The sequence below is a fragment of the Streptomyces sp. NRRL S-455 genome (genome assembly GCF_000717875.1).
Taxonomy (GTDB): domain Bacteria; phylum Actinomycetota; class Actinomycetes; order Streptomycetales; family Streptomycetaceae; genus Streptomyces.
Genome location: NZ_JOCT01000015.1, coordinates 134,320 through 150,525, shown reverse-complemented (window position 1 = coordinate 150,525; position 16,206 = coordinate 134,320). Strand labels below are relative to the sequence as shown.

Sequence of the window (16,206 nt, the reverse complement as noted above, 5' to 3'; positions counted from 1 at the left end):
CCGCACCCCCGTCCCCACCCCCGCCCACCCCACTGCCCGGGCGATACGCGTGCTAAGGAGCCCGCGATGAGCGACATGATCACCGCGGACCTGGTCGATCTCGACCTGTCCGCCGACAGCAAGGAAGCGGCGGCGCGTGCCCTCGCCGAGCGCATGGTGGCCCTGGGCCGGGTGACCGACCTGGACGGCTTCCTCGCCGACGTGGCCGCCCGCGAGGCCCAGATGCCGACCGGCCTCGACGGCGGCATCGGCATCCCGCACTGCCGCAGCGAGCACGTCACCGAGCCGACGCTCGCCTTCGGCCGCAGCGCGAACGGCATCGACTTCGGCGCGGCCGACGGCCCCGCCGACCTGATCTTCCTGATCGCCGCACCGGCCGGTGCCGACGACGCCCATCTGACGATCCTGTCGTCGCTGGCCCGGCAGCTGATGAACGCGGAGTTCACCGACGCCCTGCGCGCGGTGGGCGACGCGGCGGCCGCGGCGGCGCTGATCCGAGGCGACGCACCCGACGAGGCCGAAACGCCCGCCGAAGCACCCGCCGAAACGCCCGCCGAAGCGGGTTCCGAGAACACCGTGGCGTCGGCGGGAGCGGCCTCTCCCGCCGCCGCCACGGTCACCGACGACACCGCCCCGGCGCAGGAGCAGCCGTTCCGCATCGTCGCCGTCACCTCCTGCCCCACCGGCATCGCCCACACCTACATGGCGGCCGAGTCCCTGGAGAACGCCGGCCGCGAGGCGGGCGTCGAGGTCACCGTCGAGCCCCAGGGCTCGGCCGGCTTCACCCGGCTCGACCCGGCGGTCATCGCGGCGGCGGACGCCGTGATCTTCGCCCACGACGTGCCCGTACGCGAGAAGGAGCGGTTCGCCGGCAAGCCCACCGTCGACGTCGGAGTGAAGGCGGGCATCAACCGCCCCGCCGAACTCATCGCCGAGGTCCGCGAGAAGGCCGCCCGCGGCGAGGTCACCTCCGGCTCCGCCCCGGCCACCCCGGTGGAACGCGGCGGCGAATCCGGCGAGGGCTACGGCACCAAGCTGCGCAAGTGGCTGATGTCCGGCGTCAGTTACATGGTGCCGTTCGTCGCGGCGGGCGGTCTGCTGATCGCCCTGGGCTTCGCGATCGGCGGCTACAAGGTCGACAAGGCCCCGTCGGTGATGGAGCACTTCCTCTGGACGCAGGCCGACAGCTGGGCGGCCCTGCTCTTCCAGATCGGCGGTGTCGCCTTCGGCTTCCTCGTCCCGGTCCTCGCCGGTTACATCGCCTACGGCATGGCCGACCGGCCCGGCATCGTCCCCGGGTTCGTCGGCGGCATGATCGCCTTCAACATCAACGCGGGCTTCCTCGGCGGTCTCGCGGCCGGTCTGATCGCCGGTGGCGTGGTGATGGCGATCCAGAAGGTGAACGTCCCGGCGGCGCTGCGCGGCATCATGCCGGTGGTGGTGATCCCGCTGATCTCCTCGGCGATCGTCGGGTTCCTGATGTTCGTCGTCATCGGCAAGCCCATCGCCGAGGCGCAGAAGGGCATGACCGACTGGCTGAACGGCCTGTCCGGCAGCAACGCCATCCTGCTCGGCGCCCTCCTCGGCCTGATGATGTGCTTCGACCTCGGCGGCCCCGTCAACAAGGTCGCCTACACCTTCGCCACGGCCGGTATCGCGGTGGCCAGCCCCAGCGACTCGGCGATGAAGATCATGGCGGCGGTCATGGCGGCCGGCATGGTGCCTCCGCTGGCCATGGCCCTGGCCACCACGATCCGCGGCAAGCTCTTCAACCAGACCGAGCGCGAGAACGGCAAGGCCGCCTGGGTGCTCGGCGCCTCCTTCATCTCCGAGGGCGCGATCCCGTTCGCCGCGGCCGACCCGCTGCGCGTCATCCCGGCCTCCATGGTGGGCGGCGCGATCACCGGTGCCCTGTCGATGGCCTTCGGCGCCACCCTGCGGGCCCCGCACGGCGGCATCTTCGTGGTCCCGCTGATCGGCAACCCGCTGCTCTACCTGGTCGCCATCGCCGCGGGCGTCTGCGTCACGACGGCTCTGGTGGTCGTCCTGAAGGGCATGCGCAAGCCGGCCCCGGGCGCCACCACCGCGTCCGAGGGCACCGCGGCATCCGCTGCGGAGAAGAAGCACCCGGTGGCGGCGTAAGGCCTGCGGACCACCCCATTCGTGGCATGTGAACCGTTCATGCCACCTGCGAGATAGATCACGAAAGTCACGGCCCGGGACCGAGGTCCCGGGCCGTGGTGTCTACTGGGCGCATGCCCGAGCACGTCTCCCGGTGGCCCGAAGGCCACCACCCTCTCCCCGCCCTCCCGCAGCAGCGGCAGACGGGCTCCCGGTCGGAGTCCGTGGAACTGACCCCCGAGGAGAGAGACGCCTTCGCCGAGCTGGCGCGTCAGCTCGGCGGCGGAGGAATCTAGGACAGCTGCGCCGCGCGCCGCTCCATCGCCTCGCGCGCCGCGTCCTCGCTGACGTACACCTCGCACATGTGCCGCCCGTCCGGCGTCGCCGTGTGCTCCACCTCCCAGAGGGAGAGTTCCCTGCCGTCGCGCAGCAGGAACGCGTGCTCGTAGAGCGAGAAACCCAGCCCCGCCCGGCCCGCGCGGCACGGACGGCCGAAAGCCTGGGTGATCTGGTGACCCGACGCCGTGGCCAGCAGGGCCGCCGTGTCCGCGCCCGGCCGGTCCGCGTTCTCCGCCCGGCGCAGTAAACGGCGCGCGTGGTCCGCCGAGTCGACCCCGGCGTAGGCGTGCCGGGGCGCGGGGACGGGGGACAGCTGCACCGTCACCGGCAGCTCGAAGTCCGGGGCGTCCGGCGGCAGCGGCAGGCGCGCGGTGGCGGCGCGCAGCTCCTCCTCGTCGACATACACCTCGTGCTGCGGTTCACTGCCCGCCGCGGTGTTGTGGACGAGCTCCCAGAGCGTCAGCGCCGAGCCGTCGGCGAGCAGCCAGGTGTGCCGGTAGGTCTCCCGGTGCAGGCCGGCGCTGTGGTGCGCGGAGTGCAGCGAACCGTCGTGCGCCAGCGCGCAGTCGAGCCGCCCCAGCGTCTCGTCGGGCAACTCGAAGGAGTTCAGGGCGCGGCCGAGGAGTCGCGCGAGGTGCTCCTCCGGAGACTCGGGCGAGTCGTGGGGTTCGTACGCTGCCGTCTCGTACGGAACGCTCAAGGTTTCTCCCGGCGTTGCTGCATGTCACCTTGTGGGTGCATACCGTAGCCCCTCGGTCGGACATCATGTCCGGGAACCGAGAAAACGTACGTCCAGGAAAACGCTCGGGCCGCGCGAAAAGTTCCCGCGCGGCCCGTTCTGTCCGCCAAAAACCCCAGTTGGGCCCGTCGTTCAGCCTCTCAGGAGGCGCTGCCCGCGACCCACTGGCTCCACGCCATGTTCCAGCCGTTGAGCCCGTTGTCCGGCGACACCGTCTTGTCGGGCGAGTTCTTGACGATCACCACGTCCCCGATGAGCGAGTTGTCGTAGAACCATTTGGCGGACGTGCTGCCCTGGGCGCCCCGGACATCGGCGAGGCCGACGCAGCCGTGGCTGGTGCCCTGGCGGCCGAAGGGCGGATTGCCCTTGTTGTACCAGTAGTTGCCGTGGATGAACGTGCCCGACGTCGTCAGACGCATCGCGTGCGGCACGTCCGGGATGTCGTACTCACCGCCCAGTCCGACCGTCCGGCTGTTCATCCGCGTCTGCACGAACTTCTCGGAGATCACCATCTGCCCGTTGTACGTGGTGTGCTCCGGGCTGCCCGCCGAGATCGGGACCGTCTTCAGGGTCTTGCCGTCCCGCACGACCGTCATGGTCTGCGTGCCGGCGTCGACCGTGGACACCTGCGAGCGCCCGACGGTGAAGGTCACCGTCTTCTTCTGCACCCCGTAGACGCCGTTCGCACCCTCGACCCCGTCCAGGTCGATCTTCATGGTGACCTTGGAGCCGGCCTTCCAGTACTCCTCGGGCCGGAAGTCCAGCCGCTGCCCGTTGAACCAGTGCCCGACGACCTTCTGCCCACTGCTGGACGTGACCGTGATCCCCGACTGCACGGCCTTCCGGTCGGTGATGGCCTTGTCGAAGGTGAACGACACCGGCATGCCCACACCGACCGTGGTGCCGTTGTCCGGTGTGTACGTCCCGATGAAGCTGTTCGCCGACGTCACCGTGGTGAAGACGGAGTTGGCGGCGGCCGTACGGCCCTCGGTGTCCTTCGCGGTCGCCGATATCCGGTACTTCGTCCCGCGCTCCAGCTGCTCCTTCGGCTTCCAGGACTTGCCGTCGGCCGAGACCGAGCCGGGCACGGCCTGACCGTCGTCCGCCACCGTCATCTTCACCTCGGTCAGCTTCCCGCCGCTGACCTTCACACCGGTCGCGTTGATGGAAGCGCCGGCCGAACCGTCCTTCGCCGAAATGGCGATCTTGGCGACGGACGTCTTGGCCGAGCCGTCACCGCCCTTGCCGTCGTCCTCGGCGTTGGCGCTGCCCCCGCAGGCGGTGAGCGTCAGGGCGCCGACCATCAGGGCGGCACAGGCCCCCAGTGTGCGCCGCGCTGCAATGTCCGGCGTTGTCACGGGCTTCCCCCAGTTGGTGTGATGTGCGTGATCCGCTCCAGTACGTGAGGGAAGAGGGGCCAGGCGGCCGGTCGGGTTGCGTCCGACCGCCGGCCACGACATCACCGTTACAAGGGCCGGACATTGTCCGGCCTGATTGTGGAAGTGGCTGTTCCCGTCCGCCGGTTCAGCTGCCCTCGTACAACTCCTCGTACGCCGGCCATGCCCCGCCCGGACCGTCGACCGGCCGCGCGGCGCGTACGGCCCGGACGATGGCGCGGGTCACGACGTCCGCGCCGGCCGCGAGGATCTCGTTGAGGGCCAGCGGGTTCGCCGCGTCCAGGGCGCGGTCGCCCGTCGCCAGGGCGAACACCGTGTCCCCGTCGTTGAGGAGATGCACCGGCCGCACCGCGCGGGCGATGCCGTCGTGCGCCGTGCCGGCCAGCTTCTGCGCCTGCGCCTTCGACAGCTCCGCGTCCGTGGCGACCACCGCGAGCGTGGTGTTGAGCGGCGGAGACGCGCTCCGCGCCGCGGTCTCGGCGAGACGCCGCCGCGCGGCCTCGTGGACCCTCGCCTCCGGGTACTCCACCCGCCCCTGGAACAACTCCCCGTACAGCACCCCCGTCTCCGGATCCATCACCGCCCCCGCCGCGTTGGCGACCACCAGCGCGGCCACCGTGATCCCCGAGCCGAGCACGGTGCTCGCGCTGCCGACACCGCCCTTCACGACTCCGGCCACCGCCCCCGTGCCGGCGCCCACACACCCTTCAGGCACCGGTGCTCCGGGCTCGCTCGCCGCGGCCGCCTCCACGGCCGCGCGGCCGGTGGCCGCGTCCGGCCGGGCCCGGAAGTCGCCGCCCCGCCCCAGGTCGAAGACACAGGCGGCGGGCACCACCGGCACGACGTGCGCCGGATCCACCCCGACCCGGATCCCGCGCCCCTGTTCCTCCAGCCAGGCCATCACACCCGACGCCGCGTCGAGTCCGTACGCGCTGCCGCCGGTCAGCACGACCGCCTCGACCTTCCGCACCACGTTGCGCGGGTCAAGCGCGTCCGTCTCCTTGGTGCCGGGACCACCACCCCGCACGTCCACGGCGGCCACGGCCCCGCCCTCCGGGGCGAGCACCACCGTGGTGCCGGTCAGCCAACCGTCGCCGGTGCGTGTCGCGTGCCCCACCCGCAGGCCGGCGACATCCGTCAGAGCGTCCACCCGAGCGTCAACTGTCATGGTGCACAGTCTTGACCAACGGGGGCCCCGGCGGGCGCGGTCAGCCGGTCGGCGCCGTCAGCCCGCCCGGTCTGGCCGGGCGGTGCGGGGGCGCGGGGGTGCGGGAGCGCTGGAGTGCTGGGGCGCGGGCCAAGGGCGGGGGGATTTTCTCCGCGACCGTACCCTGGAGGTATGAGCACCGCCCCCGAGCCCGAGCCGCGCGCGCCGAAGCCCGCGCTGGTCTTCGACGACCCGCTCGACCAGCAGTCCTCCGACGACACCGACCGAGGCTGGGGCGAGCGCACAGACTCCGGCGGCAGCGCGGCCGACCTCAGGCGCTTCCTCGACGAGAAGCCGCCCCACCACCTCTGAAGGAGCCGCGCTACAGGCGGTCCTGCCCGGAGCCGCGCTGTGCGACCAGCGCGTCGCGGATCTCCTTGAGCACCTCCAGCTCGGTCACCTCGATGACCTCCTGCGTGCCCTCCTTCGCCTTGCGGCGGGCCTCCAGCCGGGCCAGGTACTTCGCCATGGGCAGGACCATCAGGAAGTAGACGACCGCCGCGGTGATCACGAAGCTCAGGGCCGCGCCGAGGACGGAGCCCCACAGGATCTGGATGCCCTGCTCGCCCTCGCACGTCGAGCTCAGGCACGAACTGTAGTGGTCGAGGTTCTTCGTCCCGATGGCCCCGACGACCGGGTTGATGATCCCCTTCACCACGGCGTTGACGATGTTGGTGAACGCGGCGCCGATCACCACCGCCACCGCCAGATCGACGACGTTCCCGCGCATCAGGAAGGCCTTGAAGCCCTCCCAGACACTCGGCTCCTTCTTCTCGCTCACCTCGGGGCCCCTCCTCGCACGCACAGCCTGTGGAACAAAACGCTCCGCAACCTACGTCACCGCTGCGCCGAACGGGGGAGTCAGGCCCCACGAACGAGGGCCTTGACGCGATCATGCACGCAATCACCACAACGTCACCGCCAATCGGGCCGTGGCACTCGCCCCGGCGAGCCGGGCGGCGGTGGTACGCGGCACCGACAGCACGACCAGCGCCCCGCTGTCGGTCGCGTCCTCCAGAGGCTCCGGCACTTTCGTCACCCGGGCCCCGCGCGCGACCATCCGCGCGTCACCACCCGCCGCCGTCTCCTCGGCGGCGATGACGTCGACCCGGTCACCGGGCCGCAACAGCCGCACGGTGGCCGCGTCGGCGATCCGGACCGGGGCCGTCACCGCACCCGGCGCGCGACGCGTCCGAGCGGGATGCTCCCCGGACAGAGAGGCCGCGTGCCCGGGAGGCCGCACCCGGGGATGACCACGGGCCCCGTCGGCGTCGCGCGGTCCCGCCGCCACCAGCGCCGTCGCGGTGACCGCGAGCCCGGCGGCCAGGGCCCGCCGCCGGTTCCGCACGAGCCGTCCCGCCCGGGAGCGGCCGCGCACCCGGACCGGATCGAACCGCGGCACCTCACGCGTCGCCGGCACCTCGGGGCCGGGCGGGCACGGGGCGGCCGACCAGGAAGGAGAGGAGGACACGGCCGAAGCGGAGGGCGCGAACGAAGCGGAGGGCGCGAGCGAAGAGCGAGCGAAGGACATGAGGACCACCACCTGCGACGAGGGACCGGCTTGCGCTCCCCACGATGAGGCCTCGCCCCACATCCCGCTCAGGCCTGTGGACCTACCACCGGCCTGTGGACAACTCCCTCACCCGAACGACCACTTCCGGTCCGGCCTGAGACAGTGTGGGACCGACCACCTCCCCACGACGGAATCGGGACCGGAAACTACGCTGGCACCCCTTCCGCCCGTCCCTTCCGCCCGTCCAAGGAGCAGCGTGCCGCCGTCCTTCGTGCACCGGATCACCAAGTACGACCCCGCCGACCGCGATGAGCACGGCCACTACACCGGCGCCGAGGACACAGTCAGCGACCACGGACCTGTCGAAGCGGCGTACCTGGCGGCGATCACCGCCTTCGCGGAGGCCTCGGGCATCGACCGGCTGGAGATCCGCGACCCTGCGGTCACCGGCTTCGTCCACTTCGGCGTGGAGCCGCCGGTCGAGGGGCACGGCCTCGTCGGGCTCTTCCCGCCCGACCTCACCGGCTACCACGACGGGAGCGAAGTCTCCCTTCCGGTCGCCCTGGAGCTGGTCCGGGCCATGCTCCGCGACCAGGGCGCCTGGTGCCGGCTGGAGGCGGGGGATGTGTTCACCATGCACGTCGGGTGGGACCAGTATGTGTACGTGGGCACCGACCGGCCCTGCGCGGACGCCGTGGCCCGTACGCGGGAACTCGGCCTCTTCCCGGAACCGCTGACGGCCTCGCCCTATGCGGCCGAGTTCGACGAAGCGGAGGTGACGGAGCCGGCCGACGAGGACTTCTGGACGCGCGTGCGCACCATGCTCGCCTCGCGGCAGACGTTGCTCCTCGAAGAGACCTGCGTCCGCAACGCCGCACGCTGGCACCGCCTCACGCCGAAGAACCTCGACACGGTCCGCGCCGGTCTCGGCCCGCGCGCCCTGCTGACCGTCTGGCCCGATCTGACCCCGGACGTAGGCGCGGTTCTTGCCGCCCTGCCCGGGGAGGGATCCGTGGAGTTCGTCTGGGAGGCGCAGGAAGGGACGATCAGTCACGCGATCGTCGACGACACCGAGTACCAGGAACTCGCCACTCAAGTGGCCGATGCGCGAGCGGCCTGCGTCCTGCCCCTGTCCCTCGACGAACGCCACCCGCTGCTCTGCGCCGTCCTGCCGGACAGCGACGGCGTGCTGCGCGCCCGATGGTGACCAGTCTCGACGAGTGGGGACTCCACGGCGGCTGACCGCCGGCGCGAGATGTCGACATCCGCTCCTACGGCAACGCGAACCCCGGATCCATCCCGCCCAGCGCTCCGGCGCACAGACAGTCCCGCTCCGCCTCCGCCGGCAACCCCGCCACCGCGTCGAACAGCACCCCCCGCAGCCGGTCCACGTTCGCCGCGAACACCCGCAGCACCTCGTCGTGCGAGACGCCCTCCCCGGTCTCGGCACCGGCGTCCAGGTCGGTGACCAGGGTCAGGGACGTGTAGCAGAGCTCCAGCTCACGGGCGAGCGCCGCCTCGGGATGGCCGGTCATGCCCACCACCGACCAGCCCTGCGCCTGGTGCCACAACGATTCCGCACGGGTGGAGAAGCGCGGCCCCTCGACGACGACCAGGGTGCCGCCGTCCACCGGCTCCCAGTCCTTGCCGCGGGCCGCCTTCAGCGCGACCGCGCGCCCGGCGGGACAGTAGGGGTCGGCCAGCGACACGTGCACCACGTTCGGCACCGAGCCGTCGGGCAGCGGCAGCCCGTCGAAGTAGGTGTTCGCCCGGGACTTGGTGCGGTCGACCAGCTGGTCCGGCACCAGCAGGGTGCCCGGCCCGTACTCGGGACGCAGACCGCCCACCGCGCACGGGGCCAGCACCTGGCGTACGCCGACCGACCGCAGCGCCCACAGGTTGGCTCGGTAGTTGATCCGGTGCGGCGGCAGGTGGTGGCCCCGTCCGTGCCGGGGCAGGAAGGCGACCCGACGGCCGGCGACGTCACCGATGAAGAGGGAGTCGCTGGGGGACCCGTACGGGGTGTCGACCTGGACCTCGGTCACGTCCTCGAGGAAGGAGTAGAACCCGGAGCCGCCGATGACGCCGATCCCGGCGCCCCCCTGGTCCGCCGAGCCCGAGCCCGCCGAGTCCGCCACGTTCGCCTTGTTCTCCATGCCCGCACCCTAACCGCAGGCGGAAACGCCGAGGACCCCGTCGCCGGAAGGCGACAGGGTCCCGTAAGAATCAGGCCTTACGCGGCGGTGGTGCTGCTGCTGGTGGAGCTGCCGGTGCTCGACGACGAGCTCGAAGCGCTCGAAGCGGAGCTCGACGAGCCGGAGTCGGACGACGACGTGCTCGACGACTTCGACGACGCCGCGGAGCTGCTCGACGAGGAGCCGCGGCTGTCGTTCCGGTAGAAGCCGGAGCCCTTGAAGACAATGCCGACCGCCGAGAACACCTTCTTCAGGCGGCCCTTGCAGCTGGGGCACTCGGTGAGGGCGTCGTCGGTGAACTTCTGCACCGCCTCGAGGCCCTCGCCGCATTCGGTGCACTGGTACTGGTAGGTGGGCACTGTCTTCCTCCTGGCACTCTCACTCGATGAGTGCTAACGACGATCCATAGTGACGTATTCCGGCCGATCAGTCCACTGCCACCGGCACGCGGTGACCCACACCACGTGCGACGGTGCGGCCGTGCGCGCGGGACACCAGCCGGGAACGCAGGGCCAGCAGGGTCACCAGGGCGAGCACGGTGCCGCCCATCGGCACCAGGAAACCGGCGCCGTCCCAGAGGCGGTCCTCCAGTTGCCCGGCGACCGTGACAGCGGCCGCCTGGCCGAGCGCCACCGCGCCGGTCAGCCAGGTGAAGGCCTCGGTCCGGGCACCGGCCGGGACCAGGTCCTCGACGAGGGTGTAGCCGGTGATCAGGGCGGGCGCGATGCACATGCCGACCAGCAGGCCGAGGCCGCCGAGGACCAGGACGGAGTGGGCGGCCCACAGTCCCGAGGCGGTGAGCGCCAGGGCCGTGTAGCCGACGACCAGGCGTCGCTGCGGGGCCGCCTTCCAGGCGATCGCGCCGCAGACGAGGCCGGAGAGCATGTTGCCCGCGGCGAAGACGCCGTAGAGCACGCCGTTCAGGCCCGGTTCGCCGATCGACTCGGTGAACGCGGCCAGCGAGACCTGCATGCCGCCGAAGACGGAGCCGATGCCCAGGAAGGTCACGATCAGCACCCGCACGCCGGGGACACGCAACGCGGAGACGTGCTCCACGCGCGTGTGGCCGCCGCCCGACACCGAGGGCTGGGTGCTCTTCTGCGCGGCGAAGAGCAGGCCGCCGAGCAGCGTCAGGGACGCCTCGGTCACCAGTCCGGCGGCCGGGTCGACGGCCGTGCACAGGGCGGTGGCCAGCAGCGGGCCCACGACGAAGGTCAGTTCGTCCGTGACCGACTCGAAGGCCGCCGCGGTGGTCATCAGCGGTGAGTCCTTGAGCTTCACGCCCCAGCGGGCCCGCACCATGGGCCCGACCTGCGGCACCGAGGCGCCGGTCGGGACGGCCGCCGCGAACAGGGCCCACAGGGGGGCGTGGGCCAGGGCCAGCGCTGTCAGCGTCAGCCCGGACACCGCGTGCAGCAGCACCCCGGGGACCAGCACGGCCCGCTGCCCGTAGCGGTCGGCGAGGCGGCCGCTGTAGGGCGCGAACAGGGCCATGGAGACACCGGTGACGGCCGCGACGGCGCCCGCCGCTCCGTACGAGCCGGTGGTGTGCTGCACCAGCAGCACGATGGAGAGCGTCAGCATCGCGAACGGCTGGCGTGCCGCGAAGCCGGGGAGCAGGAACGTCCAGGCGCCGCGAGTGCTCAGCAGCCGGCCGTATCCGGGGCGGGCGGAAGCCGTCGGATTGTCCGAACCCTGCGAGCTCTCCGCAGTCGTCGGGTTCTCCGCAGTCTTCGGGTTCTCCGCAGTCTTCGGGTTCCGCGACTTCTTCGAGGTGACCGTGGACGCCACGGCCCGTGCCTTTCTGCCGCCTGGTAGCGCGGCCCGTCAGCGGGCGGCGCCGAGAGCTGTCCTCTTGCGCGGAACTGCGGTAGATGCCGGGGCCCGGTGAGGAGGGGCGACCCGACCGCCATACGGTCGCGCCAGCTCTGCGTCAGGCAGAGTTGGTTCGATCTTGGGTGACGCCTTCATCGTACAGGCGTCAGGGTGGAACTGCCTGTGAAAGGGAGCACCATGCAGCCCGTCACCTGTGAAAGCCGGGGTGTGAAAAGTACGAAACCAGCCCTTAACGACTTGCCCCGTCCGTCCCCAGCCAGCTGGCCAGCTTGCCGCCGCGGCCCACCGCGCGCAGCCGGCTCTCCGCCGCGTCCCGCACGGGGTCGGTGGCGATCACGAGGAGCTCGTCGCCGCGTTGCAGCACCGTCGTGGGCAGCGGGACGAACGATTCCTTTTCGCGCACGATGAGCGTCACGGCGGCCCCGTGCGGCAGACGCAGCTCGGCCACCTCCACGCCGTGCATCTTCGACCCCTCGGGGATCGCCACGGACAGCAGGTGTCCGCGCAGCCGCTCCAGCGGGGCCGACTCGATGCCGAGGTCGGCGGCCTCCGAACCGTCGCCCAGGCGCAGCTTGCGGCCCAGCCACGGCAGCGTCGGCCCCTGCACCAGGGTGTAGACGACGACCAGGATGAAGACGATGTTGAAGATCCGGCGGCTGGCCTCCACGCCCTCCACCATGGGGATGGTCGCCAGGATGATGGGCACGGCCCCGCGCAGCCCCGCCCAGGACATCAGGGCCTGCTCCTGCCACGGGACCCGGAACGGCGTCAGGCAGAACACCACGCTCAGCGGACGCGCCACCATGGTCAGCACCAGCCCGATGACCAGCGCGGGCACGATGTCGTCGCCGAGCTCGTGCGGCGTCACCAGCAGACCGAGCAGGACGAACATGCCGATCTGGGCCATCCAGCCGAGCCCGTCGGCGAAGCCGCGGGTGGCCGGCCAGTGCGGCAGCCGGGCGTTGCCCATCACCATCGCGGCGAGGTAGACCGCGAGGAAGCCGCTTCCGTGGGCCAGCGCGCCCGCGGCGTACGCCACCACGGCGATCGCCATGACGGCGATCGGGTAGAGGCCGGAGGCGGGCAGCGCCACGTGCCTGAGGCCCAAGGAGCCCAGCCAGCCGACGGCGAGTCCGATGGCCGCGCCGATGGCCAGCTCCAGCAGGATCACGCCCAGCAGCACGTACCAGGGATCGACCGGGCCCGCCGTGGACAGGGACACCACGAGGATGACCACCGGGGCGTCGTTGAAGCCGGACTCCGCCTCCAGCGTGCCCTTCACGCGCGTGGGGAGAGGGATCTTGCGCAGCACCGAGAACACGGCCGCCGCGTCCGTCGAGGAGACGACCGCCCCGATGATGAGTGCCTGCCGCCACTCCAGCCCGATCAGGTAGTGCGCGCCCGTCGCCGTGACCCCGACGCTCACCGCGACACCGGCCAGCGCCAGTGCCGTGGCGGCCGGCATGACGGGCTCGATCTCCTTCCACTTCGTGCCCAGACCACCTTCGGCCAGGATCACGACCAGGGCCGCGTATCCGATGACCTGGGTCAGCTCGGCGTTGTCGAAGTGGATGCCGCCCACGCCGTCCTGACCCATGGCGACGCCGATCCCCAGGTAGACGAGCAGGCTGGGGAGCCCGCTGCGCGAGGAGATCCGTACCGCTGCGACGGCGACGAGCAGGACGAGCGAGCAGACGAGCAGGAGCTGGTTGAGGTGGTGAACAGTCAGCGGCCGAATCCTTCCCTGGCTCCCGCGCACGCGCGCGTGAGCTCACGTACATCGCACATGAAGCTGTGACGCACCGCGCCAACTACTTCGTTACCTTACCTAACTCTTGACGATTTCTTGACGCTTCCGAGGCTGAGATCGAACGTTCGTCCGTACTTGTTCCCGACTCCGCGTCAAGGGGCGGAAGGCCCTGCGCCTATCGTTGCTCCAGCGCTCAGTTAAAAGCACAGCCGAACCTGCCGCTCGCGTTAGGACAGCAAGGACAGCGATGCCCACCGACACCACCGCCTCCACGGGTCAGCAGCCCGGCAAAACCGGCAGGAGAAAGGGGCGCAAAGCCCGTCTGGTCGTGCTCCTCCTGGTGCTGGCCCTCATCGGCGGCGTCGCCTTCGGGGCGTACTGGTCCGTCAGCACCGTCCGGGCCTCCTTCCCGCAGACCAAGGGCACCCTCCAGCTCAAGGGCCTCTCGGGACCCGTCGAGGTCAAACGCGACAACTACGGCATTCCCCAGATCTATGCCTCCTCCGACGCGGACCTCTTCATGGCGCAGGGCTACGTCCAGGCGCAGGACCGGTTCTACGAGATGGACGTCCGCCGCCACATGGCCGCCGGACGCCTGTCGGAGATGTTCGGCGAGAGCCAGGTCGACAACGACGAGTTCCTGCGCACGCTGGGCTGGGACCGGGTCGCCAAGCGGGAGTACGACACCAAGCTGTCGGACGCCACGAAGAAGTACCTGCAGGCCTACGCCCAGGGGGTCAACTCCTACCTCCAGGGCAAGGACGGCGAGGACATCTCCCTGGAGTACGCGGCGCTCGGGTTCACCAACGACTACAAGCCGCAGAAGTGGACCCCGGTCGACTCGATCTCCTGGCTGAAGGCGATGGCCTGGGACCTGCGCGGCAACATGCAGGACGAGATCGACCGCGCCCTGCTGACCAGCCGCCTCGGCCCGAAGCAGATCGCCGACCTGTACCCGGAGTACCCGTCCGGCCGGAACAAGGCGATCGTCCAGGAGGGCCAGTACAGCGAGCTGACCGGCACCTTCGAACAGGGCGGCACGGCGAGCGGCGCGAGCGGTACCGGCGGAACCGCCGGCGTCTCGGGCTCCACGGGCACCTCGGGCTCCACCGGCACCTCGGGCTCCACCGGCACCTCGGGCTCCTCCGGCACCGCCGGTCTCCAGAGCCAGCTCACCGGCCTCACCAAGGTCCTGGACGACCTCCCGCCGGCCGTCGGTGTGAACGGCGACGGCATCGGCTCCAACTCCTGGGTCGTCCGCGGCAAGCACACCATCACCGGCAAGCCCCTGCTGGCCAACGACCCGCACCTGTCGCCCTCGCTGCCGTCCGTCTGGTACCAGATGGGCCTGCACTGCCGCAGCGTCTCCAGCGCGTGCCAGTACGACGTCAGCGGCTACACCTTCGCCGGCATGCCGGGCGTGATAATCGGTCACAACCAGGACATCGCCTGGGGCATGACCAACTCCGGCGTCGACGTCACCGACCTCTACCTGGAGAAGATCACCGGCAACGGCTACCAGTACGACGGCGAGGTCAAGCCCTTCGAGACGCGCGAGGAGACCATCAAGGTCGCCGGCGGCTCGCCCAAGAAGATCGTCGTACGGCAGACCGAGGACGGGATGCCCCTGCTGTCCGACCGCGCCGACGAGCTCGTGAAGGTCGGCAAGAAGGCCACCGTCGACACCGCCGCACCCGACCGGGGCGACGGCTACGGCGTCGCGCTGCGCTGGACCGCGCTCGACCCGGGCACCACCATGGACGCCGTCTTCGCCATGAACAGGGCGAAGGACTGGACGGACTTCCGCAAGGCCGCCGCGCTGTTCGAGGTGCCCTCGCAGAACCTGATCTACGCGGACACCGACGACAACATCGGCTACACGCTGCCGGGGAAGATCCCCACCCGTTCCGAGGACGACGACGGCTCCGTCCCGGCCCCCGGCTGGGACCCGAAGTACCGCTGGACCGGCTACATCGACCAGGACGCGCTGCCCTACGAGTACAACCCGGAGCGCGGCTACATCGTCACCGCCAACCAGGCCGCGATCGACCCGGACAAGTACCCCTACACGCTCACCACGGACTGGGGCTACGGCACGCGCAGCCAGCGGATCACCGACCTGATCCAGTCGAAGATCAAGGACGGCGGCAAGATCTCGACGGACGACATGCGCCAGATGCAGCTCGACAACAGCAGCGAGATCGCCCGGCTGCTGGTGCCCACGCTGCTGAAGATCGACCCCGAGAGCAAGGACGTCCGCCAGGCGCAGAAGCTCCTCGAGGGCTGGGACTACACCCAGGACGCCGACTCGGCCGCGGCCGCCTACTTCAACGCGGTCTGGCGCAACATCCTCAAGCTCGCCTTCGGCAACAAGCTGCCCAAGGAGCTGCGGCCCAGGGGCCAGTGCCTCATGGTCGACCCGATCAACACCACCGGCCCCGCCGACGAGGCCGAGAAGGTGCGCGAGTGCGGCGAGCGCGCCCCCGACCAGGCGCAGCCGGACGGTGGCGACCGCTGGTTCGAGGTGGTCCGCAAGCTGATGGAGCAGCCGGACAACGACTGGTGGAAGACGCCCGAGGTGGGCACCCGCGAGGGGGCCGTCAACCGTGACCAGCTGTTCAAGCGCGCCATGGTCGACGCCCGCTGGGAGCTGACCGCCAAGCTCGGCAAGGACATCGACAGCTGGAGCTGGGGCCGGCTGCACCGCCTGTTCCTGAAGAACCAGACCCTCGGCACCGAGGGCCCCGGTTTCCTTCAGTACGCCCTCAACCGCGGTCCGTGGGAGCTGAGCGGTGGCGAGGCGTCGGTCAACGCGACCGGCTGGAACGCCGCCGGCGGCTTCGGGGTCGTGTGGGTGCCGTCCATGCGGATGGTCGTGAACCTCGGCGACCTCGACAAATCACGCTGGATCAACCTCACCGGCGCCTCCGGGCACGCCTACAGCGCCCACTACGTCGACCAGACGGACAAGTGGGCCGACGGTGAGCTGCTGCCGTGGTCCTACTCGGACAAGGCGGTAGAGGACAGCGCGACCGACAAGCTGGTGCTCAAACCGTGAGCCACTGACAAGAACTGGCAGAACTGACAAGAATTGGCAGAACTGACAGAA

General features: G+C 70.7%; 14 protein-coding genes. 5 read left to right on the top strand and 9 right to left on the bottom strand.

The window, feature by feature from the left end; all coding sequences use genetic code 11:
* Positions 1-66 precede the first annotated feature (66 nt).
* Together IE97_RS0121280 and IE97_RS42185 are read left to right on the top strand one after the other, a co-directional pair.
* On the top strand, positions 67-2,142 hold the full coding sequence (locus IE97_RS0121280; protein WP_030242938.1) for a PTS fructose transporter subunit IIABC: 2,076 nt from the start codon (positions 67-69) through the stop codon (positions 2,140-2,142).
* 113 nt (positions 2,143-2,255) lie between these two features.
* Positions 2,256-2,417 (top strand): hypothetical protein, encoded by a 162-nt coding sequence (locus tag IE97_RS42185; protein WP_158708322.1) that lies wholly within the window; start codon positions 2,256-2,258, stop codon positions 2,415-2,417.
* Here IE97_RS42185 and IE97_RS0121270 read toward each other — a convergent pair.
* From IE97_RS0121270 to IE97_RS0121260, 3 genes are all read right to left on the bottom strand, one after another.
* Positions 2,414-3,160 (bottom strand): DUF6227 family protein, encoded by a 747-nt coding sequence (locus IE97_RS0121270; protein WP_030242935.1) that lies wholly within the window; start codon positions 3,158-3,160, stop codon positions 2,414-2,416. The two genes, IE97_RS42185 and IE97_RS0121270, sit on opposite strands and share 4 nt — an antisense overlap.
* A gap of 179 nt (positions 3,161-3,339) precedes the next feature.
* Positions 3,340-4,557, bottom strand: coding sequence for a L,D-transpeptidase family protein (locus tag IE97_RS0121265; protein ID WP_106975396.1), 1,218 nt, complete (start codon positions 4,555-4,557; stop codon positions 3,340-3,342).
* Between the two features lie 166 nt (positions 4,558-4,723).
* The gene (locus IE97_RS0121260) at positions 4,724-5,764 is read right to left on the bottom strand and encodes a P1 family peptidase (protein WP_030242929.1); all 1,041 of its coding nucleotides are present in this window, start codon (positions 5,762-5,764) and stop codon (positions 4,724-4,726) included.
* 171 nt (positions 5,765-5,935) lie between these two features.
* On the opposite strand from IE97_RS0121260, the gene IE97_RS0121255 reads away from it, so the two are divergent.
* Entirely contained in the window at positions 5,936-6,115 is a 180-nt protein-coding gene (locus IE97_RS0121255) for a hypothetical protein (RefSeq protein ID WP_030242925.1), read from the top strand.
* Positions 6,116-6,125: 10 nt separating this feature from the next.
* Here IE97_RS0121255 and mscL read toward each other — a convergent pair whose 3' ends face one another.
* Positions 6,126-6,584, bottom strand: a complete 459-nt coding sequence (gene mscL, locus IE97_RS0121250) for a large conductance mechanosensitive channel protein MscL (protein WP_030242917.1) — start codon at positions 6,582-6,584, stop codon at positions 6,126-6,128.
* A 123-nt stretch (positions 6,585-6,707) separates the two neighbouring features.
* The gene (locus IE97_RS0121245) at positions 6,708-7,334 is read right to left on the bottom strand and encodes a hypothetical protein (RefSeq protein WP_420706120.1); all 627 of its coding nucleotides are present in this window, start codon (positions 7,332-7,334) and stop codon (positions 6,708-6,710) included.
* A 238-nt stretch (positions 7,335-7,572) separates the two neighbouring features.
* Here IE97_RS0121245 and IE97_RS0121240 point away from each other — a divergent pair, with 238 nt between their 5' ends.
* On the top strand, positions 7,573-8,523 hold the full coding sequence (locus IE97_RS0121240) for a hypothetical protein (protein ID WP_030242913.1): 951 nt from the start codon (positions 7,573-7,575) through the stop codon (positions 8,521-8,523).
* A gap of 64 nt (positions 8,524-8,587) precedes the next feature.
* On the opposite strand, the gene IE97_RS0121235 is transcribed toward IE97_RS0121240, so the two are convergent.
* The 4 genes from IE97_RS0121235 to IE97_RS0121215 form a co-directional block, all read right to left on the bottom strand.
* Positions 8,588-9,472, bottom strand: a complete 885-nt coding sequence (locus tag IE97_RS0121235; RefSeq protein ID WP_051705056.1) for an S-methyl-5'-thioadenosine phosphorylase — start codon at positions 9,470-9,472, stop codon at positions 8,588-8,590.
* A 77-nt stretch (positions 9,473-9,549) separates the two neighbouring features.
* The gene (locus IE97_RS40560; protein WP_078603328.1) at positions 9,550-9,870 is read right to left on the bottom strand and encodes an FmdB family zinc ribbon protein; all 321 of its coding nucleotides are present in this window, start codon (positions 9,868-9,870) and stop codon (positions 9,550-9,552) included.
* Between the two features lie 67 nt (positions 9,871-9,937).
* On the bottom strand, positions 9,938-11,161 hold the full coding sequence (locus IE97_RS0121220; RefSeq protein WP_051705059.1) for an MFS transporter: 1,224 nt from the start codon (positions 11,159-11,161) through the stop codon (positions 9,938-9,940).
* A gap of 415 nt (positions 11,162-11,576) precedes the next feature.
* Positions 11,577-13,106, bottom strand: coding sequence for a potassium/proton antiporter (locus IE97_RS0121215; RefSeq protein ID WP_030242906.1), 1,530 nt, complete (start codon positions 13,104-13,106; stop codon positions 11,577-11,579).
* 238 nt (positions 13,107-13,344) lie between these two features.
* On the opposite strand from IE97_RS0121215, the gene IE97_RS0121210 reads away from it, so the two are divergent.
* Complete coding sequence (locus IE97_RS0121210; RefSeq protein ID WP_030242904.1) at positions 13,345-16,155, top strand: penicillin acylase family protein; 2,811 nt, start codon at positions 13,345-13,347, stop codon at positions 16,153-16,155.
* The last annotated feature ends 51 nt before the right edge of the window (positions 16,156-16,206 follow it).